The following is a 22,501-nucleotide window of genomic DNA, read 5'->3' on the forward strand; positions in this document are numbered from 1 at the left end:
ATTCCCCGCCGGGCCTGAGAAGGAGGCTGAATAGATGAAATCCATTCTGATTGTTGAGGATGAGGAGGCGATTGCCCGGGTGCTCAGTGCTTATCTGCGAAAAGCGGGCTTCCACGTCACCCGTGCCGCCGACGGCCGGAGTGCCCTGGAAGCCTTCGAGGTGGCGCCGCCCTCGCTGATCCTGCTTGATATTATGCTGCCGAACATGGACGGCTTCGAGCTGCTGGGACTGATCCGGGAGAAAAGCAGCTGTCCTGTCATTATGCTCACGGCCAGGGACGGCATCAATGACCGGCTGGCGGGACTGGACGGCGGGGCCGACGACTATATGTCGAAGCCGTTCATTCCCGAGGAGGTTGTCGCCCGCGTGAACGCGGTGCTGCGCCGCCCCTCGCAGTGGTCGGACGGCAGCCGCAAGCGCCATTTCGGCAGCCTGTTCATTGATTACTCTGCGCGCAGTGTGTTCTTGAACGGGGCTGAGGTCAGCCTTAGTCCGCGCGATATGTCCGTGCTGCTGTTCCTGGCCGAACGCCCGAATCAGATCTGCACCCGTGACCAGCTGCTGGAGCATGTGTGGGAAATGGATTACGAAGGAAGCGACCGGGCCGTTGACCTCTCCATTAAAAGACTGCGCCAGGCGCTCTCGCACTGGCCGGACAGCGAAGGAGAGATCCGTACCCTGAGAGGAACAGGTTATCAATTATGGACAACATGAATAACAGAACAAAGAAACCCACTTCGATCCTCTCCTACTGGACCGTCCGTTACCTGCTGATTATCAGTATCGGGCTGCTGCTGACGGCGCTGGTAACCTTCTGGTGGATTCAGCAGGAGGCGATGAACAACCGGATGCAGACCACCGGCCTGCTGGCCCAGGAGATTGCCGACCGCAGCGTCGGCACGGACGGACAGCTTGCCATCACCCAGGGCCTCGACAAGCTGGTCGAAGACCGCAAGCGGTTCTTCAAGGTAGCCATGGAGATGTGCGTCATCATTACCGGACCTTCGGGCGAGCTGCTGTACTCCCAGCCTCCGCTGACGGATGAAGAGATGCGGCATAAGCTGAATGATACGCTGACGGATTCCCGCAGCCCGGAATTCAAGGCCGCCGCTGCGCAGATCCAGGGAGATCAGGGAACGCTCGGGCAGGTAATTGTCCTGCAGTCCAAACGTTCCCTGCGCCATATCCCGCAGGAAGAGATCACCTTCTTCTCGATCATCATTGTCTTCCTGATTATCTTAAGCTGGCTGACGATCTACCTCTTGTCGATCAAGCTGGCCAAGCCGATTCAGCGGGTCGCTGCCGCTGCTGCACAGATCAGCGGCGGCCAGTATAACATCGTGCTGGAGACCGGAGCCAAGGAGCGGGAAATCCATGAACTGCTGGTATCCTTCCAGGAGATGGCGGGCAAGCTGCAGCAGTTCGAGCAGTCCCGGGCCGTCATGCTGGCCGGAGTGTCCCATGAACTGAAGACCCCGGTCACCTCCATTAAAGGACTGCTTCATGCGGTCCGCGAGGGTGTGGTCGAGGGGGAGGAGGCCGGGGAGTTCCTGGGTATCGCCTTACTCGAAGCCGAGCGGCTGCAGCGCATGGTCGCGGATCTGCTCGACTATAACGCGCTGACAGCGGGCATTGTTGCTGTCCGTCATGATAGGCTGGAGGCCGCTCCGCTGCTGGAGGAAATCCTCTATCAATGGAAGCTGACCCAAGGGGAGGATGTCTGCGAGCCCATTCTTCATCTGCCGGAGAGCCGGCTGTTTCTGCGGGGAGATCCGCTGCGTATCCAGCAGATTATCGTCAATCTGCTGAACAACAGCGTGCAGGCGAAGGCACAGGACCGCAAGCTTCAATTAACGCTGGAGCTTGCGGCCACGCCGCAGGGCAGCGCCGAAATTACGGTGACAGATAACGGATCGGGTATTCATCCGGAGAGCCGGGAGCTGATCTTCGAAGCCTTCTTCCGCAGCACTGCCAAGCAGAGCGTGCTGCGCGGACTCGGGCTTGGCCTGACCTTCAGCAGGCTGCTCGCCGAAGGCATGGGCGGCAGCCTTGAGCTGGGCAGCGCCCCGCCGCAGGGCTGCTCGTTCGTGCTGCGGCTGCCGCTTGCCGGTTGAGCCGCTTAAGGGCCGGAGCAGTTCCGGCAGGCTATATAGTCCACTGCCCGCCGGCATGGTATAATCAACTGACGAAAATGCGAACCGGAGGCTGCATATGCTTACTTTTGAACAGAAATTAGCTATTCTTGATTCCTACCCCCAGCTGGAACGGCGGAATGTCTCGCTCGGACGGGTGAACTACCACTTCGAGGAGAGCCGGCACGACAAGAAGACCGTCGCTTCCTATATCCACCCGAACGGCAACGGCTTCGTCTATGCCGGCCTGCTGCGGGGCTATGAGAGTGATGACAAAGGTCTGGTGAACATCAGAGATTATTCGGAAGCTGAGCTGCGGGAACTGGTGGATGCTTCGATTACGTCTCTATCCATGTTCATTCCCGATGCCCCTGCTCCGGCCAAAAGAAAGAAAAAAGCGCAGACTGGTGCTGAATCTCTATGGAAGAATGAGGATGGCCACACGCTGAGTCTAAGATTCGAGGAAGATCTGTGGTACCTCTATGCAGGTCTACAGCTGGAGATGGCCTTCGAAACCGTAGAAGAAGCCGAGGAGTATTTGGCGGAAGAGGGATTTGTCCGGGAACAGGAGTAACTTCCTGATTACCCGCCAGCTTCCCTGTAAGGTACATTCAACGCAAAGCCTGTAAACCGCATTTTATCTGCGGGATACAGGCTTTTTAAAATCCTGCCCATAATACAACATCCCCTCGTAATCCTGGTATAATCGGAAATTGTTGCACAAAAGGCAGCATTCCTCTTCCCACATAGCGGTGAAGCGGGACAATTCTTGTATTTCATACAACAATCTGTCCGAACACCCAGGGATTTAGGAAGTTAAGCTGTACTGCGTACAACAATTAAGCCCATTAAGCCTAAACCCTGTGAAACTTAAGAAATTCAGGTTCTCCCGCCAACGAATCCGGTATGGGCGGTTTATGTCTTTGGCAAATTTATAGTATTTATAGGGCAACCCCCTTATACTATAGCCAATGCTATGATATCCATATTTTTCTTAAGGAGGATGAGCAATGAACAATCCGGAAGGCGGAGCTCCCTTTACGAATCCCGGAGGGCCTAATCCAGATAACGGGCAACCGCAGCCCCAGCGCAGAACATCCGGGCAATGGGACAATCTGCTCCATGATGAACGCGTCAGGCAGGCTAAGCACGTCAGCAAACAGTACTGGGGATTTTTCTTGAGTGCTCTAACCCGTCCTTACAGTACGATGAAAGAGGTCCAGGCCGCCCAATTGCTGAACAGTCTGATTACAATGGGACTGACGGCAATACTGTCAGCACTATATTTTCTCACCTGGTTCATTAAATGGGATATCTCGCCAATCATAGGACCCGGATTTCTGAAGCCGCTTCTATTAACGGCTGCAGGAATTGCCGTTGGCTGCGGGACTACTTATGCCGCACTCCGGCTGGAAAAAGTCAGCTTCGATCTCAAGCTGCTGATCGCAAGATTCGGCACTCTGCTCGTTCCCGCTGTAGCGTTGCTGGTTCTGGCTATCCTGTCGCTGATCCTCAGCCTGTATTCCTTCTCGGTTCTCCTGCTTATCCTGTCATTTCTCTTCGTCTTTGTCAGCATCAACACCGTGGCGTTTCAGTATCCGCTTAACACCTCCAACCGCGGAATCGATACCCTGTACCTGATTGCTACCGCAAATGTCGCAACCGGATATATATTCTACAAGCTGATAATGTCGGTATTGGCCGGAGCGGCCTACGGACTGTTCAACAGTATGTCCCCCTTTGGCCTGTAATCATGTAATCAGCATTTCCCCTGACCAAACAGGAGGACCCGGTGTACGGGTCCTCCTGTTCTGCCTGTTCTTTAATTGGGGCCGGTTACTGGGTTGCCGGCATTTGAGCCTCTTGCGCCTCCAGAGCTTCCTGCGGAACCTTGATCTCCGTGATTTTGTTATGTTCGCTAATGGTTGCCTTCATCTTCATATCCATCGAGACGGTCTGTTCACCGCTGCTCATATCCATGACCAGATTAACATCCGATGAAGTCGGGAAATAAGTCTTCTTGTCCACGGTGTAAGCGATGTTCATGCTCTTGATATTCATCTGCTCCATCATCGCAGTCATCTGGCTGTCTACACTTCCGCTCTGGTTCAGATAGCTCTTCGCCAGATTCTTCACTTCTTCGCCCGATACTTCAGCTGTTATCAGATAATTGTCACCTTCCTCGGTGATTTTCGTCTGGTCAGCAATTTGGTTGAACTGCTCCAGCTGCTTCTCAGGATTTGCAGACTGCTGCATGGCAGCGGTCAACTGCTCAGTCATCGCAGCCGGCATCTTAACCCACTGCCCGTTCGTCAGCGAGAAGAAGCCGTCTGCGGTTACGTACTGCTCCATCTTCTGTTCTCCCTGGCCTGCCAGAGTCATAACGATCTCCTGATGCATTTCCAGCGGATCTTTAGTATATTCAGCGTTCACTGCCATCTCAATGGCCTGTTCCTGATTGGTTTCGCCCTGCTTCACCACCATATTCTGCTGAATTTGCGAGTTCATGGCGAAGCTCTTCAATTCTGATTGTGCAGCAGCCGTCTTCTGCAGCAGTTCCTCCAGAGCCGGAACGCCGGCGGATGTCTGTTCGGCTGGGGCTGTAGTGGCGGTTGTACCGGCAGTTGCTGCCGGGGCTTCAGAAGCATCAGCAGCCGGCTGAGCCGTTTCATTGTTGCCGCATGCGGTTAAGGCAGCAGACAGAATAACCCCCATGAATAATGCAGTCCATTTTCTCAAGTTGTAATCCTCCTAATCGTTATTGGCAAGATGTGTGAGTGCATGTCAACTATTAACCACAGGAGATACGCCTCTAACATTTCTTTCAGAACTAACATGGACTGTAAGAGTAACCCGGACAGCAAAAACAACACTATGAAGACAGGGAAAACTATGGTTAGATGAAGGAGAAAACCTAAAAAACCTAGAGGGAAAGAAGCGTGAACCCGCATGAGTTTTGAAATCGTAGAGGCTACCCTACCGGAGATTCAGGCCGCTCTGGATTCCGGAGAAATCACTTCCAGACAATTAGTCCTTATGTATCTTGAACGCATTGCAGATCATGACAAAAACGGCCTGACGATCAATTCCGTGCTGGAGATTAATCCGGATGCGCTGTTCATCGCTGAATCCCTGGACGTGGAACGACAGCTTCAGGGGCCCCGGGGACCGCTGCACGGTATACCGGTATTGCTGAAGGACAATATCAACACAGGGGATAAAATGCATACCAGTGCGGGTTCGCTGGCTTTGGCGGATTCCTTTGCGCAGGAGGATGCCTTCATTGTTACCAGGCTGCGCGAAGCCGGGGCGATCATTATGGGCAAGGCCAACATGACGGAATTCGCCAATTTCATGACGAACGGCATGCCCTCAGGCTTCAGCTCCCGGGGCGGTCAGGTGCTTAACCCTTACAATATCTCCACGCCGACAGGCGGCTCCAGCGCCGGATCTGCAGTGGCGGTTGCCTGCAATTTCTGCGCCGTGTCCGTAGGAACGGAAACCTCGGGCTCGATCCTCAATCCCGGCAACCTTGGATCGGTCATCGGCATCAAGCCTACTGTGGGAATGATCAGCCGCTCCGGCATTCTTCCGCTCTCCAATACGCAGGATACCGCCGGACCTATGGCGAGAACCGTCCGCGATGCTGTACTTCTGCTGAATGCCCTGCTTGGACAGGACGACAGCGATGCCTCAATGGGTACGAATACAGGCAGACTGCATGCGGATTATACGGTCTTCCTCGATGCAGACGGCCTGAAGGGTGCGCGTATCGGGATTCCGCGGGATTATTATTTCGAGGAGCTTACAGACGAACAGCTCGCGCTGTTCAATGCCTCAGTGGACAGAATGCGCGAGCTCGGGGCGACCATTATTGATCCGGCAGAGATTACAACTGCACGGGAGATCAGTTATTCCTCTGTAGTGCTGAATGAATTCAAGCTCTCACTTAACGCCTATTTGGCAAAACTGGGCCCGGGCGCTCCCATGCGAACCCTGAAGGATATCATTGACTTCAATCATGCCCATCCGGTAGAAACACTGAAGTTCGGGCAAGCCACCCTGCTGGATGCCGAATACACAACCTCCGGCACCCTCACGGAGCCGCAGTATCTGCGCGACCGTGCGACGGATCTGCGGCTCTGCAAGGAACTGGGTATCGATGCGACTATGCGGGAGCATCAGCTGGATGTCCTCTTGTTCCCGGCTGACTTCGGTGCAAGAATTACGTCCAGAGCCGGTTATCCGTCTATCGTAGTACCATCAGGATACACCTCAGCCGGTGCTCCCTTTGGCGTCACCTTCTCGGCACGGGCCTATGAGGAACCGGTGCTCATCCGGCTGGCTTATGCCTACGAGCAGAATTACAAGGTCCGCAAGGCGCCTTCGCTGCAGAGCTTCATCTAAAATTTCCTTGTAAGCCGCCTACTCGGCGGCTATGCCCATGTGCCTGTTGCCTTCATGGGACAGGCCCCAGGTGCGTAGTTCATAGCTGCGGATACCTGACAGTACATAAGGGTCCCGCCCGGCAATCTCAGCTGCCTCTTCACGGGAAGCGGCGCGGATAATGACCATTCCGCCGGGACTGTCACTGAAGGGACCGCACAGCACCAGCTGTCCGCTGCGCTCCAGCTCCTGCAGATGTCTGACATGCGCCCGGATGATATCCATATCTCTGCGGTCCTGTGCAGTCGGGCTCAGCAATATTACATAACAAATATCCTCTTCAGCCTGCTTTTCACTCAACCTGCTCTCCTCCTCATTCGTAACCGCGCTGGCTCTCTTCGTCGGCAATGTTCTGAATCTCCTCGGCATGCATCAGATAGAGTTCATAATCACCTTCAGCGTGCAGCTTCATTGCCCGTTCCTTGGTGAATTTCACACTGCCTTCCGCAGCATCCTCATCGTAGAACAGCAGAATCCCGTCGCTTTTGCGGAACAGCAGATCATCTCTCGCCCTGAACTGCCAGCTGCCATCATAGGGTGCATTGCTCACAGCTCCGTAGTAGTCTGCTCCGGCAATAATACGGCGGTATTCATTCTGCTTCTCTTCCTTCCACTTCTCTTCCGGGGCGGCATGGGCTGTAATAATCCCCAGCTTCAGTCCGGGGTATTGCCGTTTCAGCTCGAGCACAACCTCGCAGGCCCATAGATCGACGCCGTATTGGCCGGGAGTGATAACCCACTCTACCCCCTCTTCTATCAGCGGAGCGAGCCGGTTGGCGAGCGCCTTCTTAATATAAGGAATACCCTGATGTTTGCTGTCGTAAATCCCGAGCTCATGCGCGCGGTAGCCTGTTACCAGTAAGGTTTTCATGTGCTGCCTCTTTCCTGAACGCTTCATTCCTGTTCTCTGTCATATCCACTCTATTATGCATTATATAACATTTCACCAAGCGAAACTTCCGGGAAAGCTCTGCCTAACTTTAAGCTTGCTTTCAGGAGCATCTGATATATTGTCCTTCAGGACAGTGTTAAACCTAATCCCAGGCTTTTTATGCCAGCTTTATACGACAACAGGCGATGAAGTTTATACACACCATACAGTTTAGGAGGACTATGGATATGAAAAAACATGTGCCTTATATGATGGCCGGCAGCCTGCTTGCTGCGATCCTGCTTGCCGGCTGCAGCTCGGATACAGCTCCGGCGGCAGCAACCTCGGGCGATACTCAGACAGCCCAGACCCAGAGCGGCAGCAAGGCGGCTCAGCCGGACGGGACTGCCGGGGCAGGCCAGAACCGGATGGACCGGGCCGGAATGAATATCGGCAAAATCAAGAGCATCAGCGGAAATACCATCACGCTCTACACCGCTGATATGCCGGCACGGCAGCAGAACGGCGGAGAGGGAACTGCGCCGGAAGGCGGGGCAGCGGCTCCCGGCAACGCGGCAGGCGGCGCCCCGGCGGAGGGGCAGGGTACTCCCCCTGAAGGCGGACAGCCCACAGACGGGGGAGGCAAAGACGCTGCGCAGGGCGGCGGACGTCAAGGCGGCGGCATGATGCAGAACTTCTCCGAAGAGACCACCGATATCACAACCGGAAGCGATACCCAGTACGTATCGGTCACCTTCGACAACGGCGCTCAGACGGAGACTGCACTTTCCCTGTCCGATCTGAAAGCCGATGACATCATCCAATATACGCTGAAGACGGATACCACCGAGGCTGAGAAAATCACGCTCAGTACAGGCGGCTTCGGCGGTGGCGGAATGGGTGGCGGCGGACGGGGACAGGGTCAAGGCAAGGCACCGGCAGGCGATGCTGAGGCAAGCGGCACGGCTACCGGCAAGTAACAGTAAGAGCCGGCCTCCAGTAGTCCGGTGACCCGGTGACTCGGTTTTCGGTAATTCCGGAGGCCGTTAGCGGGCGGAAAGGCGGCACCCGTCATTCCATTAAATTCTTATCTTAAATAAAAACCGGAGGCGCTTCCACAGGAGCGCCTCCGGTTTTTATTTATATTTTTCAGAGAAATGACTAAATCGAAGCAAACTTTGGAAAACTTCATGAACACGGATTCTTAATTTCTGCGGCTGGGGGGATGATCAGATTGCTCGCTTCCATTGTATCCTATATACCCGGCTGGGCAATCTTTGTTCAGGCGGGTGTTGCGCTGCTCGTTCCGCTTGTCCTCGGATACTTGTATAAATCATTGTACCTGCTGGTAGGGAGCGGACGGGGGCAGGCTGGCTACGGCACCAGGACCGTTCCCCGGTCACAAGCACAGTCTGCAGCCGGGGCAAAATCGGGCACACCGGCTTCAATCCCCTTCAGCGGCAACTATACTACCGACCTGCTCGCGGTGCAGAAGGCTATCGGTGCCAACAGCGACCTGCATATCCGGGAATTCACAATCGCGAATGGCGGAGGCCGGGGAGCACTGATCTACGTAGACGGCATGCAGAATGACAGGATTCTTAATATGCGGATTATGCAGTTCCTGATGTACGAGATACCCGCCGGCCCGGTGTCCTCTGCAGAGATTGCCAACCAGCTGCTGCCCTTCAGCCAGCTTAATGAAGCGGACAGTGTGGAGAGCTTCAATAAATCTGTCCTCTTCGGCCACACGGCCCTGCTGATTGAAGGATTGCCCGGCGGTCTGCTGATTGAGCTGCCCGGAGGAGCCAACCGCACGATTGGGGAGCCGGTCTCTGAAGCCCTGCTGCGCGGGCCTAGACTGGGCTTCTCTGAAGTATTAAGCGAGAACACCTCCATGCTCCGTCGCCAGGGCTTCAGTGACCAGCTCGAGATGAAGACCTACCGGGCAGGCAACACCATTCAGCGGGATATAGTTCTGGCCTATATGAAGGATATCGTTAACCCCGAGCTGCTGGAGGAGGTTACGAACCGCATCCGCAAAATCGATATCGATTTCCTCGCCGAATCCGGCTATATCGAGCAGCTGATTGAAGACAACTATCTCAGCCCTTTCCAGCAGGTCCAGAATACTGAACGGCCGGACAGGGTCATTAGCGCTCTCCTGGAGGGACGGATTGCTATTCTGCTGGACGGAACCCCCTTCGCACTGATTGTACCGGTTACCTTCAGTATGCTGCTGCAATCGCCGGAGGATTATTATGAGCGCTGGCTTCCCGGCACACTGCTGCGGCTGCTCCGTTTTGCAGCCGCCTTCCTGGCGCTGATGGCCCCGTCCCTGTATATCTCGTTCATCTCCTTTCATCCGGGGCTGATACCGACGGAGCTGGCGATCACCATCATCAAGACCCGGCAGGGCGTCCCCTTCCCTTCACTGATTGAAGTGCTGATTCTGGAAATTGCCATCGAGATTCTGCGGGAAGCCGGCATCCGGCTGCCGAAGCCGATCGGCCCGGCCATGGGTATCGTCGGCGGTCTGATCATCGGCGATGCCGCCGTACAGGCGGGCATTGTCAGTCCGTTCCTGGTTATCGTTATTGCCGTAACCGCCATCTCATCCTTCTCCATTCCGATGTATAGCGCCGGCATTACGCTGCGGCTGCTGCGCTTCGCCGGTATGCTGTTCGCAGCAGTACTCGGAATGTACGGCACCATTCTGTTCTTCCTGCTGATCTGCTGCCACCTCACCAAGCTCAAAAGCTTCGGTGTGCCTTATCTGACGCCGGTATCCCCTTTCCGGCTGAGTGACTGGAAAGATCTGTTCCTGCGTGCTCCGATGGCTCTGATGAAACGCAGACCGGTGATGATGAAAACCAAACAGGATAAACGAAAATCATAACCGCGCCTGCGCGCAAGGAGGAAGAGGACTTAATGTTCGTACGCACCGATGATAAAATCACGGCTACACAAGCAGCCGTTTTCTTGAACAATACATTGCTTGGCGCGGGGATTCTTACGCTTCCGCGCAGTGTGAGCGAATCTGTCAAAACCCCCGACTCCTGGATATCCGTCCTGCTGGGCGGGGCCATTGTGATGCTGGTTGTATTCATTATGGTGAAGATCAGCCAGCAGTTTCCGGGCAAAACTGTATTCCAATATGCCGCGCAGATTACCGGCCGGGTATTCGGCGGAGGCCTGTGTGTGCTGCTGGTGCTTTATTTCATCATTATTGCCGGCTTTGAAATCCGCACGCTGGCCGAGGTCACCTTGTTTTTTCTGCTGGAGGGAACCCCCATCTGGGCAGTTATTCTTCCTTTTCTCTGGCTCAGCACCTATCTGGTATACGGAGGCATTAACTCTATTGCCCGGGTCTTTACGATTGTGTTCCCGATCAGTATTATGATCCTGCTTATTTCCTTTATTCTCAGCGTGCGGCTGTTTGATATCAACCATCTGCGTCCTGTGCTGGGCAACGGATTTCCTCCTGTGTTCGCAGGATTGAAATCCACAGTGCTCGTATTCACCGGCGTAGAAGTTACGATGACACTTGTAGCGTTCATGGAGAAGCCCAAACTGGCGGTCAAAGCTATGCTTGGAGGCCTCGCAATCCCGCTGGGACTCTATTTCCTGACCGTGGTCATGGTTATCGGAGGCATTTCCGTTGATTCCGCCATCACCAGTACCTGGCCTACCATCGATCTGATGCGCAGCTTCGAGGTACCCGGTTTTTTCTTCGAGCGTATGGAATTCCCGTTCATGGTCATCTGGCTGATGCAGATGTTCTGCAACTTCAGCAGCTTCTTTTTCCAGTCCACGCTTGGCATTTCACAGATCTTCAAGATTAAGATTCATCCGATTATTTATGCTATGGTTCCGGTTCTGTTCCTATCGGCGATGCTGCCCAAATCTATGACCGACCTGTTCGCTTTCGGGGATGCCATCGGCAAGATGGGGATTGTCCTGTTCCTGCTGCTGCCTGTGCTGCTCTCGGTTATCTGGCTCATCCGTGTGAAGGGGCTGAAGCAGCATGTATAGTCGAAGATTCCTCCTTATACTGTGCTGTCTGATGCTGCTCGCCACTCAGACCTCCTGCTGGAGCAGCAAGGAGATCGAAGATTTGGCCTTATACGCCGGCCTGGCTTTGGATACCGGGGAGCTCACCCCCACGGAGCAGGCTCTGGAGGAACAAGGCGCGACTTATCCCAAGCGGAACAAGATTACAGTTACCATTCAGATGGTTCCTGCTAATTCCGTAGGCGGCATAGAAAGTTCGGATACCAGCAGCGGCTCTCCCTATCTGAACGTGACAGGAACCGGAGACTCTGTACTGGAGATCTTCCGCCAGTACTCCATCCGCCGTGAGCGGCCGATTATCGGGCATCACCTCAAGGTTATTGTGGTTTCCAGCGAGCTGCTCAAGCAGCAGAAAATGAATCAGTTAATGGATTTCGTGCTTCGTGATAATGATATCCGCCCCAGTACGATGGTATTCCTGAGCCAGGGCCGGGCAAGGGAGACACTCGTCTCCAAGGAAAAAAATGAAATCCCTGCCTTTCATATCCGGGATATGATCCGTAATCAGAAGAGGACCAGCAAGCTGATGGATCCGGTGATTTTATCCAAAATGGACGCCCTGATGTATTCCAAACGCAGTTATGCGCTGCAGAACCTGGTGACAGCCAATGGCGAAGTAGAATTCTCGGGTGCCGGTATTATTAAAGGAGATACAGGTCACTGGGTAGGAATGCTGAATCAGGAGGATACCGAATGTCTGTCCTGGCTCACCAACGAGGGCAAGACCGGGGTCATCAAAACCTACGACTGGAACAATCAGCCGATGACCTATGAAATGAAGGCCATGAAAAGTAAAATCACTGCCGTCACCGACGGCGGCAATCTGGCCTTTGACGTTAAAATCACAACGGAAGGAAGGCTCAGCGAAACCTGGAACGCCGAGGAATACCCTTCCGCCACAAAGCACGCACAAAAAGCAGAAAAGCTGTTCAAGGAAAAGCTGGAGCAAATGATGCAGGCGCTGATTCAGAAGCTGCAGTCCGACTACAAGGCCGATGTCGCCGGATTCAGCGACAGGCTCAGTATCCAGAAGCCGGCATTATGGAGAAAGTCAGAGGATCACTGGGATGATGTATTCAGCCGGACCCCCATTCATATCAATGTTGATCTGAAGATTACAGACTTCGGCTCTTTTACCAATTAGAAACGGCAAAATGCCGCCGCCCTAAGGACACGGGCGGCGGCATTTTGCATTATGAGATATTGAATTTACTGTTTATCCGACAGAATCATTACTCCGCGGCCCGGAACTACAGTGGAACCGCTGCATTTCTTGCCTGTCAGCAGATCTGTCCGCTCGCCGGTGCCGATATCTGCACTAAGCTCCTCTGCGGAATGATTCAGCAGGAACAGGTAGGATACGCCTTCCTTCACCCGCTGAACGGATTCAATGCCTTCCGGCGCACTCACCAGCGGGGCAATGCCATTCTCTGCGCTCACCGTAGCCAGGAATGCGCGCAGGAATGCAGCATCGGGACTGGTGGCTACATAATAGGCTTTGCCTTCGCCGAAGCGGTTCACGGTCAGGGCCGGCATCCCCTTATAGAAGTCAGTGCCGTACTGTGCAAGTACCTCCGCACCTTCAGAATGAATCAGATCGCAGAGCAGACCGCAGGAATAAGAACGGTTAAGCTGACCCCATTCCTGGTTCATCACAATTTCATTGCGCATATCCGGCAGCAGGGCATCAATCTCTTCAGCCCAGATGCCCAGAACCTTGCGCAGCTCGCCAGGGTAGCCTCCAACGGTAACCAGATCGTTCTCGTTAACGATACCGCTGAAATAGGTGGTAATGAACGTTCCGCCCGCTTGAACGAAAGCTTCAACCTTCGCCGCGAATCCCGGCTTGATCATATACAGGACCGGTGCAATTACAACCTTGTACTTCGTTAAGTCCTCTTCTACGCCAATCATATCCGCTTCAATATTCTGCTGATACAGTGCATCATAATAGCTGTGAATTTCCTTCACATAATCCAGTGCAACGGTCGGGCCGCTGGAGAGATCAAGCGCCCAGCGGTTCTCCCAGTCATAGACAATCCCGATCTGCGCTGCACTGCGTGCATCCAGCAGCTCATCACCCAGCAGCTCAAGCTCCCGGCCAAGCTCGGCACATTCACGGAATACCCGCGTATGCTCATGTCCCACATGCTCAATGACCGCACCGTGATACTTCTCGCACGCACCGATCGACCGGCGCAGCTGGAAGAACAGCACCGTGTCCGCACCGCGCGCCACCGCCTGATAGCTCCACAGGCGCATCACGCCCGGACGCTTCACGGAATTGTACGGCATCCAGTTCTGCTGGCTTGGCGTCTGCTCCATCAGCATGAACGGCTGGCCGTTCTTCAGCCCGCGCATAAGGTCATGCGTCATAGCTGTATGGCTGACCGGTGTATCCAGCGCCGGATAGTTGTCCCAGGAGATAACATCCATATATTTGGCCCATTCGAAATAGTCCAGCTCCGGATAGAAGCCCATCAGGTTGGTGGTAATCGGAATATTCGTGCTATGCTCCTTGATCGCAGCATGCTCAAGCTTATAGCATTCCAGCAGACTGTGGGACATGAATCTGCGGTAATCCAGCGAAATCCCCTGGAAGTTCGTCCGGTTGCCGTTCCACTCTTCGCTGAGCTCGTTCGGGACTACGATCTCTTCCCAGTCATAGAAGGTATGTCCCCAGAAGCGGGTATTCCAGGCTTTGTTCAGTGCATCAAGCGAACCGTAACGCTCCTGCAGCCAGACGCGGAAGGCCGCTTCAGACTGCTCGGAATAATCATATCCGCCGTATTCATTGGAGATATGCCAGATCAGCAGCGCCGGATGATCCTTGTAGCGTTCCGCCAGCTTGCCGGCGAGCCGTGCAGCATATTCGCGGTACACCGGGCTGTTCGGATTGGAGTTATGGCGTCCGCCGAATTTGCGCTTTCTGCCCTGGACATCCACCCGCGTAACCTCTGGATAGCGGTGAGCCATCCAGGCCGGATGCGCCCCGGTTGCAGTAGCCAGACATACATAGGTTCCATTCTTATATAGACGGTCGATTAATTCATCCAGACCGCTGAAATCATACGTATCTTCGGACGGCTGAAGCGTTGCCCAGTTGAACACATTGATCGTAGCGACATCGATCCCTGCCAGCTTGAACATCCGTTCATCCTCTGCCCATACCGGGGCATCCCACTGCTCCGGGTTATAATCTCCACCATACCAGATCTTCGGCAATTTCTCGTTGATCATACTTTGCACATCCTTTATAGTATAAGTATATTCTTATTTTAAGCATTAAACTAAGCGCTTTATATATAAAATAAAAAACCAATCATATAATAATATGGAACTACAGGAGTTGACATTTATGCCAGTTAGCACCGTGCGCAGAATCGTGTTCGCCCAGGAGAGCGGCCAGCAGCTTCCGATTACCCTGGATAGTATGGGCTATAATCCCGATCAGGAGAAAGTCTCCCGCCCCCAAGGCTATCATACCTACCACTGGCTGCAAACCGCGTACGGTGAAGGCATCATTCATTTCGACAACAAAAAAATAACACTCGCCGAAGGCAGCGGTATTCTGCTGATGCCGGGTATGCCGCACGGCTATGAATCCCTCTCTTCCGAGGTATGGTGCACCTATTATCTCACCTTCGGCGGGACTTCAGCCCGGCATATTCTGGATTCGCTCGCGATGAACACCAATCTCCTGTACCGCTGGGAGAATGAATCACCGCTCCGCCATATGCTGAAGGAGATGCTGGACCGCCATGACACTTCCGGAGACATGTTCAACCTGGGTGAATCGACCGACGCCTACCGTTTCCTGCTGACGCTGAACAAGTACGGGCAGCTGCACAATAACACAGCGATCTCCCGCAATGTGGACAAGCTGCAGCCGCTGCTGAAATGGATGGACAGCCACTACGGCGATCCCGAGGTCGGTCTCTATGATCTCGCGGCCCAGCTTGATGTATCGGGGCGTTATCTGAACAGCCTGTTCCTGCAGACGTTCGGCCTCTCCCCTTATGCCTATTTCGTCCGGCTGCGAATCCGCAAGAGCAAGGAGCTCCTTGTCACCCAGCCTGCACTTACGGTAAAAGCAATCTCACAGCGCGTCGGCTTCCGCGACGTCAGCCACTTCGTGGCTACGTTCCGCAAGCAGTCGGCGATTACGCCGGAGCAGTTCAGGAAGCTGCATTAATCCATCTCCAGACATAAACAGCGGCACCCGCAGCTAAGCCAGCCGGGGTGCCGCTGTTTGATTATATAGTTGTTAATTCACAGCTCTGCCGCTGTGTCCGCCGTCATATCTGCCCCGCTCACCGCTTCAGGCAGCCCAGCCTTAAGCTCTTCTATAAACTCCCGGAAAGCGCTCGTCATATAGAGGTCGCGCCGCCGGATGAACACTGTTGGAACCTCCGCATACTTCTCCGGAAACGGATAAATGCGGATGCCTTCCGTTACATTCATCCGGGTGAAATAGGATAAAGGCAGCACCGCATAGCCAATTCCCGCTTTCACACAGCCGAGGAGTCCCTCCATCGTCCCGAATTCCATCACCTTGCCCAGCCGGCCGCCCTCTTCGGCGAGCCATTTCTCCAGCCTGCTCCGGTACAGGCACTCTGAATTCAGCATCAGCAGTGTCTTGTCATGCACAGAGCGGATGCCCTGATAATCCATCGTATCCGGAATCACAAGGCCGATCCGCTCATGGATGAGCAGCTCCTGGACAATCTCCGGATGCTCCACCGGTCCGTCCAGAAAGGCTCCGTGCACGGTATGCTGCAGGACAGAATCAATAAGCTCCCCCGCCCGTCCCACCTGCAGATGAACTTCAACATCAGGATAACAGACCCGGTAAGCGGACAGGATGGCAGGCAGCCGGACGGCAGCCGTCGTATCCGAGCCGACCGTAATCGAGCCTTTGGGCACCGGTGAATCCAGCACCGCCTGTTTGGCTTCGTCCAGCAGCTTAAGAATCCTGACCGTATATTCCATGAACGTCTGTCCCGCTGAAGTCAGCGTGATCCCCCGGCTGTGCCGGTAGAAGAGCGGAGTCTTCAGCTCCTGCTCCAATTGCTGAATTCTGGCTGTCACATTCGACTGCACATAGTTTAGGCTTTGGGCTGCTTTAGAGATACTACCTTCTTCAGCAACCGCCAGAAATACTTTAAGAAGACCCATATCCATACCGCATCTCTCCCCCGGATCACCCATCAGCCGCAGTGATGGCCACCATCATTTCCCTTCATTATACATGATCCGCTGAGCAGATTATGATGGAAATATAAAAGAAACATGCTGTCTCCGCCGAAGAGCACACACGAATAAGGAGTGATAACCATGGGAAACAAACAATGGAATTTCAAGGTCCCCGGTAACCCGGAGGGTAAAGAATTAGCTATAGCTTCGGATCAAATCACAACGGTCTATGACCTGCTGGACATGCTCCGGCAAGAAGATCCTCAGACTCCGCCGAAGGACCAGCCTGCAGGAATGAGTCCTCCGCAATCCAGAGCCGTGGTCATCCCCTTCCTCTCGCGCATGCTGGACAAGAGACGCCATCCTTCCGCCTGAGTATCAGTACCCCGCCAAGCTTCAGCCTTCAGTCTCCAGAATCACTACTCCATACGCCGCAAGCTCTACCGGTCCAGTCATCAGGGTACCGGTAAGAGCGCTGCGGTAAAGCTTGTCTAGCCCTACTGTCTGAGGCTTCCGGCTGAGATTCAGCAGGAATAGCAGCTCTCCCTTGTCTCCTGTACGTGTGAAGGCCTGCACGCCGTCCGGCAATTCAGGGAACAGGGGAAGACCCGCTTCCGGTGCAAGATCACCCAGAAGCTTCACCCAGTAACTCTCCTCCGCATGGGTGCCGATATAATAAACCCTGCCCGCCCCGAAGCGGTTCACTGTAACGGCAGGAGCACCGGCAAAGAAATCATCCTCATACCAGGCGATCGGCTCAGCTCCCTCCGGCCGCAGAATGTCGCACCACTGGCTGCATTCATACCGGGTTCCGTCAGAGCCGCGAAGCAAGTGGACCTCGCCTCCCACCGGGTCATATTCCTCCACCGTTAGGCCCGCCGCCCGGGAGAAGAGTCCCGGCAGCGGCTGCATCACACAGATGTTGTTCATATTCTTCACACCGCTGCGGCTGGTAAGAATTACTGTTCCGCCTCCTGCCGCAAAGTCCTCCAGCAATTGCGCGGCTGCTTCATCATGCAGATACAGGCTGGGGGCAATCACCAGCTTGTATCCCTCCAGCGGCTGCCGCCAGCCGATAACATCACAGCCAATGCCAAGCCTGGTCAGTGCCCGGTGGTATTGCTTGATATTCTCATAGTAGTCCAGCCCTTCCGCCTGGGGCTGAATCCGCAGCGCTGCCATCTGCTCATGCGAATACAGGATAGCCGCCTGGCTAATAACGCGGCTCCCCTCCAGCAGCGGAGCCAGTTGGTTCACTTCACCGCATAACTGGGCGAATTCAGCAAATCTCCGCCCGGGTACATTGCTGTGGTCGATCAGCCCGTGCCAGAACTGTTCCGCCCCGGCAGCTGCGCTTCTCCAGCGGAAATGCACCACGGTATCCGCACCTCTGGCAATCGCCTGCCAGCTATAGGCGCGGATGAGCCCCGGATAAGGCGTCCGCCACATCGGGAACCAGCAGCCCGGCGGGCCGCTGAGCTGCTCCATGATCCAGAAATTGCGGCGTTTGATGCCGCGGGTCAGATCCAGGGATAACGCCCCGCTGTAAGGCGCGGTAGCCTGCTTCTGCGGCGAGGGGTTCGGATAATAGTCGAAGGCTGCGACATCAAGGTCCTCAGCCAGCCCGTGCATGTTCAGCCGCTGCGGATAGCTGTGGAAGTTATGGGTGATGAAGTGCTGCGGGCAGACCGCGCGCAGCACGTCTGTCTGCGTCTTCTGGAAGGCAATCGCTGCCTCCCACTGGAAGCGCTGGAAATCCAGCAGCATGGAGGGGTTCTGGAATGGCGAGCCGCCATAGGGTACCGTCAGTTCATCCCAGCTGCTATACTCCCCGCTCCAGACGACTGTTCCCCACTCTGCATTCACCTGTTCAGTTGTGCCGTATTTCTTCTGAACCCAACTGCGGAACGCCAGATTGCAGCTGTCACAATGGCAATCCAGCATGCCGAATTCATTGTCTGTCTGCCAGCCGGTGACAGCAGGATGACTGCTGTAATGCCGGGCCAGCGCTTCAACAATCCGGGTGCCATACTTACGCAGCGATACGCTGTTGTAACAGCGGTGTCCGCGCACTCCCGGATGGTACACGCCTCCATCCGCATATACGGGCAGCACATCCGGGTAAGCAGAGGTCAGCCAGCGCGGCGGTGTTGTTGTCGGTGTCCCGATGACAATCTGAATCCCGTACGCATGGAACAGCTCCAGCGCCCGGTCCAGCCAGGTGAAATCAAACTCCCCTTCCGCCGGTTCAAGCCGGCTCCAGGCAAATTCCGCGACCCGGACTACTTTGACTCCGGTTTCCTTCATTAGCCTGATATCGCTCTCCCACATAGACTCGTCCCAGTGCTCGGGATAATAGTCCACACCGATCTGCACCTTGCTGTAGTTGTTCAGCTCCATAACCTCCATCAGCTCCCTCTCCTCATTCATGCACAGACACTTTATAAATAGAGTATATCTCAGCCAGCCGCCTGTTTTCCGGATAACCCAAAGGACGCCCCCGCCTCACCTCATATGCTGAGATAGACTGGAGCGTCCTAGCAAATCCACTTTATCCGGGTTAGGTCCCTAGAAGGACTCTCTGTTTAGTATTACATTAGAATGATTTGCTTGCAGGTACTGATTATTTCTTCAGCTTGTCCCAACCCGCCTGCATGCCTTTTTCCCAGCCGGCTTCATCCACTTTGCCCGCGATCAGCTCTTGGATGCTGCTTGCGAATTCTTGAGTTACACCATCAGGGAATTTCGAAGCCTGCAGACCGTAAACTTTACCTTCTTGAACATAGTTCCATACATCGGAACCAAGCTGGCCTACATCTTCAGTTGTTACTGGAATAGTCGACAGGGCAGGGATGAATTTCCATTTTTTAGAGATATATTCTTTACCCATGTCAGAAGTTACGAGCCAGTTCAGGAAGGTTTTAGCTTCTTCCTTAGATCCGGAATCCTTGTTTACGACCAGGTTCGCCGGAACACCTACAGACAGCTTATCGTTCAACTCAGGATCGTCACTGATTGGCATAGGGAACATGCCGATGTTCATGTCAGGCGTAATGTTATCAACCAGCGTCTGCGCCCAGTTTCCTTCTTGCATCATTGCCGTTTCGCCATTAGCGAACATAGCCAGGTGCGTGTTGGCATCGGTAGTCAAAGGATTCTTCTGTCCGTATTTCACCGTCAGGTTAAGCAGGTTGCTCCAGTCCTTGAACTTCTCGTTGCCTACGATGGTGGAAGTTCCGGCATTCAGGCCGCTGATGAATTCATCCACATTATCCTGCTGTGCAAAAGCTACGCTGATGCCCTGGATACCCAGCAGCCACCATTCCTGATATGCGTTGCCGAAGGGAATAACGTCGATCGCCTGCAGCTTTTTAGCCGCTTCTTCCAGCTCAGTGATCGTTTTTGGCGTTTCAGTGATACCGGCTTTCGCGAACAGGTCCTTGTTGTATACATAACCGATACCTTCAAGGTTCATTGGCATACCATAGGTTTTACCGTCTCTGGTCATAGGCTCTGCAGCCAAAGGAATCAGATCCTTGACCCAAGGCTGATCGGACAGATCCTCGATCTTGTCTCCCCACAGATCGAATTCAGCGTAACCGCCGTTGGAGAAAATATCAGGAGCATCGCCGGAAGCAAATTTAGTCTTCAGGGCTGCCGCATAGTCTGCGCCGCCGCCGACAGTCTGGATGTCCAGCTTGATGTTAGGATGTTCTTTCTCGAATTCAACCTTAAGCTCGTTAAGGCCTTCTACGATTTCGGTTTTGAACTGGAAGATCTTAACCGTTTTCACTTCACCGGAGTTGCCAGCGCTTCCATTTGATGCATTATTTGAAGCGGTATTGTTGTTACCGCCGCATGCTGCAAGCACGACAGACATCAGCATGACGCTGGACAGCATCACTGCAGAGCGTTTTTTCATCATTTTTATTTCCCCCTTGAATAAGTTAACTGCTTAATATGTGGAACGGGAGCCCGGTGAATTAACCCTTCACCGAGCCAGCCGCTATTCCCTCAACAATGTAACGCTGCATGAACAGATAGAAAATCACGATGGGAGCAACCCCGATAGTCAGTGCCGGAAGCGCCATATCCCACTGCTTCGTATACTGCCCGAAGAAGGAGAAGGTCGCCAGCGGAATGGTCCGCAGTCCGGGTGCCTGAAGAATCAGCGATGGAAGCAGATAGTCATTCCAGATGCCCAGGGCATTCAGCACGATAATCGTCATCAGCATCGGCTTCAGCAGCGGAAGCACAATCCGGAAGAAGGCCGAGATCGGATTACAGCCGTCCACGGTTGCCGCTTCTTCAATTTCCAGCGGCACGGACTTGATGAAGCCGTGGAACAGGAAGATCGCCATCGGAATACTGAGTCCCAGATTGGAGATGATCAGACCCGTGAAGGAGTTGTTCACATGCAGAATGTTAACAACCTTCAGGATCGGAATCATGATGGTCTGGAACGGAACGACCATAGCGGCTACGAACAGCAGCAGCAGAACCTGGTTGAACCGGTTATTGGCACGCACCATGCGGTACGCCGCCATAGCGCTGAACAGCGAGATCAGCACCACACTGATAATCGTAACAATCAGCGAGTTGCGGAAGGCCTCGGAGAACCGGGCCAGCTTCCAGGCATTAGTATAGTTCGACCACATGAAGGTTTGCGGCCAGCTGGCCGCATCGCTCAGGATCTCACCGAAGGATTTCACCGAGTTCGCCAGCAGGAAATAGAAAGGAGAGAGGAACAGAAGCGCCAGAAGAATCATAATCACTTCAATTCCGATATTCCATCTGCCTTTTGATTTAGCATTCATTTAAGCTTCTACCTCCTTGCTCTTCGTTACACGGACCTGAATCACTGTGATCAGTGCGACAATCACGAAGAATAACAGCGCTTTTGCCGTACCCAGACCGTAACGGTTGTTCAGGAAGGCTTCATTGTAGATATTCATAGCAACGGATTCCGTCGATTTGAACGGCCCGCCTTTGGTCAGCGACAGGTTCAGGTCGAACATTTTGAAGGACCAGGAAATCGCCAGGAACAAGCCGATCGTCACCGCAGGCATAATCAGCGGCACGATAATGTTGCGAAGCACCTGCATCCGGGATGCGCCGTCAATCTCGGCAGCTTCGAGCACTTCTTTGGACACGTTGCTGAGCGAAGCGATGTAGATAACCATCAGATAACCGGAGGACTGCCAGATGAACACCATGACGATTGCCCAGAAGCCGGTTGTTGCGTCACCGAGCCAAGGAAGGTTGAAGAAGGACCAGCCTGTCATATCCCCCATGGTAGCGAAGCCTTTGATGAAGATGAACTGCCATATGAAACCAAGCAGCAATCCCCCGATCACATTCGGCATGAAGAAAATGGTCCGGAGCATATTGCGTGTTTTTAGAGGTTTGGTCAGCAGATAGGCCAGGAAAAAGCCCACTACATTGGTCAATATCACTCCAAGGGCCGTGAATCTCACGGTGAACCAGAAGGATGACCAGAAATCGGGATCATTGGTAAAAATCATTTTAAAGTTCTCAAAGCCGACCCAGCTAACATTACCCGATACGCCGTTCCAGTCTGTGAAGGAGTAGTACATCCCCATCAGGAAAGGAATAATCGTGATCAAGGTAAAAAACAATAATGCCGGGCCAACGAAAAATACTTGTTGACCTAATTGGGACAACTTATTGCCGCGCATTTAATGGCCCCCCTTTCTTTTACTCACTCACTTGTTTATGATCTAAACATATTATCTGTTTTTTGCAGAGCCCCTTACACCT

General features: G+C 53.9%; 20 protein-coding genes. 11 read left to right on the forward strand and 9 right to left on the reverse strand.

Annotation, left to right across the window (positions count from 1 at the left end; genetic code table 11):
* The first annotated feature begins 34 nt into the window (after positions 1 to 34).
* The 4 genes from GC101_RS32010 (at position 35) to GC101_RS32025 (ending at position 3,884) form a co-directional block, all read left to right on the forward strand.
* Positions 35 to 715, forward strand: a complete 681-nt coding sequence (locus tag GC101_RS32010) for a response regulator transcription factor (RefSeq protein WP_039305880.1) — start codon at positions 35 to 37, stop codon at positions 713 to 715.
* Positions 703 to 2,115 (forward strand): sensor histidine kinase, encoded by a 1,413-nt coding sequence (locus GC101_RS32015; RefSeq protein ID WP_171720596.1) that lies wholly within the window; start codon positions 703 to 705, stop codon positions 2,113 to 2,115. The genes GC101_RS32010 and GC101_RS32015 overlap by 13 nt, the downstream gene beginning before the upstream one ends.
* A gap of 97 nt (positions 2,116 to 2,212) precedes the next feature.
* Positions 2,213 to 2,707, forward strand: coding sequence for a hypothetical protein (locus tag GC101_RS32020; protein ID WP_171720597.1), 495 nt, complete (start codon positions 2,213 to 2,215; stop codon positions 2,705 to 2,707).
* A gap of 436 nt (positions 2,708 to 3,143) precedes the next feature.
* Complete coding sequence (locus tag GC101_RS32025) at positions 3,144 to 3,884, forward strand: hypothetical protein (protein ID WP_171720598.1); 741 nt, start codon at positions 3,144 to 3,146, stop codon at positions 3,882 to 3,884.
* Between the two features lie 85 nt (positions 3,885 to 3,969).
* Here GC101_RS32025 and GC101_RS32030 read toward each other — a convergent pair whose 3' ends face one another.
* Positions 3,970 to 4,872 carry a DUF6612 family protein gene (locus GC101_RS32030; RefSeq protein ID WP_171720599.1) on the reverse strand — a complete coding sequence of 301 codons (903 nt, stop codon included), beginning with the start codon at positions 4,870 to 4,872 and terminating at the stop codon, positions 3,970 to 3,972.
* Positions 4,873 to 5,082: 210 nt separating this feature from the next.
* On the opposite strand from GC101_RS32030, the gene GC101_RS32035 reads away from it, so the two are divergent.
* Entirely contained in the window at positions 5,083 to 6,540 is a 1,458-nt protein-coding gene (locus GC101_RS32035) for an amidase family protein (RefSeq protein WP_171720600.1), read from the forward strand.
* Positions 6,541 to 6,558: 18 nt separating this feature from the next.
* Here GC101_RS32035 and GC101_RS32040 read toward each other — a convergent pair whose 3' ends face one another.
* Together GC101_RS32040 and GC101_RS32045 are read right to left on the reverse strand one after the other, a co-directional pair.
* Entirely contained in the window at positions 6,559 to 6,879 is a 321-nt protein-coding gene (locus GC101_RS32040; protein ID WP_171720601.1) for a YciI family protein, read from the reverse strand.
* A 13-nt stretch (positions 6,880 to 6,892) separates the two neighbouring features.
* Positions 6,893 to 7,450: an SLOG family protein gene (locus tag GC101_RS32045; RefSeq protein WP_171720602.1), complete on the reverse strand. Its 558-nt coding sequence runs from the start codon at positions 7,448 to 7,450 to the stop codon at positions 6,893 to 6,895.
* A gap of 248 nt (positions 7,451 to 7,698) precedes the next feature.
* On the opposite strand from GC101_RS32045, the gene GC101_RS32050 reads away from it, so the two are divergent.
* The 4 genes from GC101_RS32050 to GC101_RS32065 all read left to right on the forward strand — a co-directional run bounded on the left by GC101_RS32050 (position 7,699) and on the right by GC101_RS32065 (position 12,668).
* On the forward strand, positions 7,699 to 8,430 hold the full coding sequence (locus GC101_RS32050) for a hypothetical protein (protein WP_171720603.1): 732 nt from the start codon (positions 7,699 to 7,701) through the stop codon (positions 8,428 to 8,430).
* 245 nt (positions 8,431 to 8,675) lie between these two features.
* Complete coding sequence (locus tag GC101_RS32055; RefSeq protein WP_425497171.1) at positions 8,676 to 10,349, forward strand: spore germination protein; 1,674 nt, start codon at positions 8,676 to 8,678, stop codon at positions 10,347 to 10,349.
* 32 nt (positions 10,350 to 10,381) lie between these two features.
* On the forward strand, positions 10,382 to 11,485 hold the full coding sequence (locus tag GC101_RS32060) for a GerAB/ArcD/ProY family transporter (RefSeq protein ID WP_171720604.1): 1,104 nt from the start codon (positions 10,382 to 10,384) through the stop codon (positions 11,483 to 11,485).
* Positions 11,478 to 12,668 (forward strand): Ger(x)C family spore germination protein, encoded by a 1,191-nt coding sequence (locus GC101_RS32065; RefSeq protein WP_171720605.1) that lies wholly within the window; start codon positions 11,478 to 11,480, stop codon positions 12,666 to 12,668. Before GC101_RS32060 ends, GC101_RS32065 begins: the two co-directional genes overlap by 8 nt.
* Positions 12,669 to 12,733: 65 nt before the next feature.
* Here GC101_RS32065 and GC101_RS32070 read toward each other — a convergent pair whose 3' ends face one another.
* Positions 12,734 to 14,764, reverse strand: a complete 2,031-nt coding sequence (locus GC101_RS32070; RefSeq protein WP_171720606.1) for a beta-galactosidase — start codon at positions 14,762 to 14,764, stop codon at positions 12,734 to 12,736.
* A 118-nt stretch (positions 14,765 to 14,882) separates the two neighbouring features.
* Between GC101_RS32070 and GC101_RS32075 the strand changes: the two genes are divergently transcribed.
* Positions 14,883 to 15,719, forward strand: a complete 837-nt coding sequence (locus tag GC101_RS32075; protein ID WP_171720607.1) for an AraC family transcriptional regulator — start codon at positions 14,883 to 14,885, stop codon at positions 15,717 to 15,719.
* A gap of 77 nt (positions 15,720 to 15,796) precedes the next feature.
* Here the strand turns inward: GC101_RS32075 and GC101_RS32080 are convergent, their stop codons facing one another.
* Complete coding sequence (locus GC101_RS32080) at positions 15,797 to 16,708, reverse strand: LysR family transcriptional regulator (protein ID WP_171720608.1); 912 nt, start codon at positions 16,706 to 16,708, stop codon at positions 15,797 to 15,799.
* 153 nt (positions 16,709 to 16,861) lie between these two features.
* On the opposite strand from GC101_RS32080, the gene GC101_RS32085 reads away from it, so the two are divergent.
* On the forward strand, positions 16,862 to 17,095 hold the full coding sequence (locus tag GC101_RS32085; RefSeq protein WP_171720609.1) for a hypothetical protein: 234 nt from the start codon (positions 16,862 to 16,864) through the stop codon (positions 17,093 to 17,095).
* A gap of 21 nt (positions 17,096 to 17,116) precedes the next feature.
* Here GC101_RS32085 and GC101_RS32090 read toward each other — a convergent pair whose 3' ends face one another.
* The 4 genes from GC101_RS32090 to GC101_RS32105 form a co-directional block, all read right to left on the reverse strand.
* A complete protein-coding gene (locus tag GC101_RS32090) occupies positions 17,117 to 19,129 on the reverse strand; it encodes a beta-galactosidase (RefSeq protein ID WP_246354605.1) in 2,013 nt (670 codons plus the stop codon).
* 214 nt (positions 19,130 to 19,343) lie between these two features.
* Positions 19,344 to 20,645 carry an ABC transporter substrate-binding protein gene (locus GC101_RS32095; protein ID WP_171720610.1) on the reverse strand — a complete coding sequence of 434 codons (1,302 nt, stop codon included), beginning with the start codon at positions 20,643 to 20,645 and terminating at the stop codon, positions 19,344 to 19,346.
* 58 nt (positions 20,646 to 20,703) lie between these two features.
* Positions 20,704 to 21,537 carry a carbohydrate ABC transporter permease gene (locus tag GC101_RS32100; protein WP_171720611.1) on the reverse strand — a complete coding sequence of 278 codons (834 nt, stop codon included), beginning with the start codon at positions 21,535 to 21,537 and terminating at the stop codon, positions 20,704 to 20,706.
* A complete protein-coding gene (locus tag GC101_RS32105) occupies positions 21,538 to 22,419 on the reverse strand; it encodes a carbohydrate ABC transporter permease (RefSeq protein WP_171720612.1) in 882 nt (293 codons plus the stop codon).
* Positions 22,420 to 22,501: the final 82 nt, after the last annotated feature.

Origin of the sequence: Paenibacillus phytohabitans, from assembly GCF_013141775.1 — a bacterium.
Classification (GTDB): domain Bacteria; phylum Bacillota; class Bacilli; order Paenibacillales; family Paenibacillaceae; genus Paenibacillus_AQ; species Paenibacillus_AQ phytohabitans.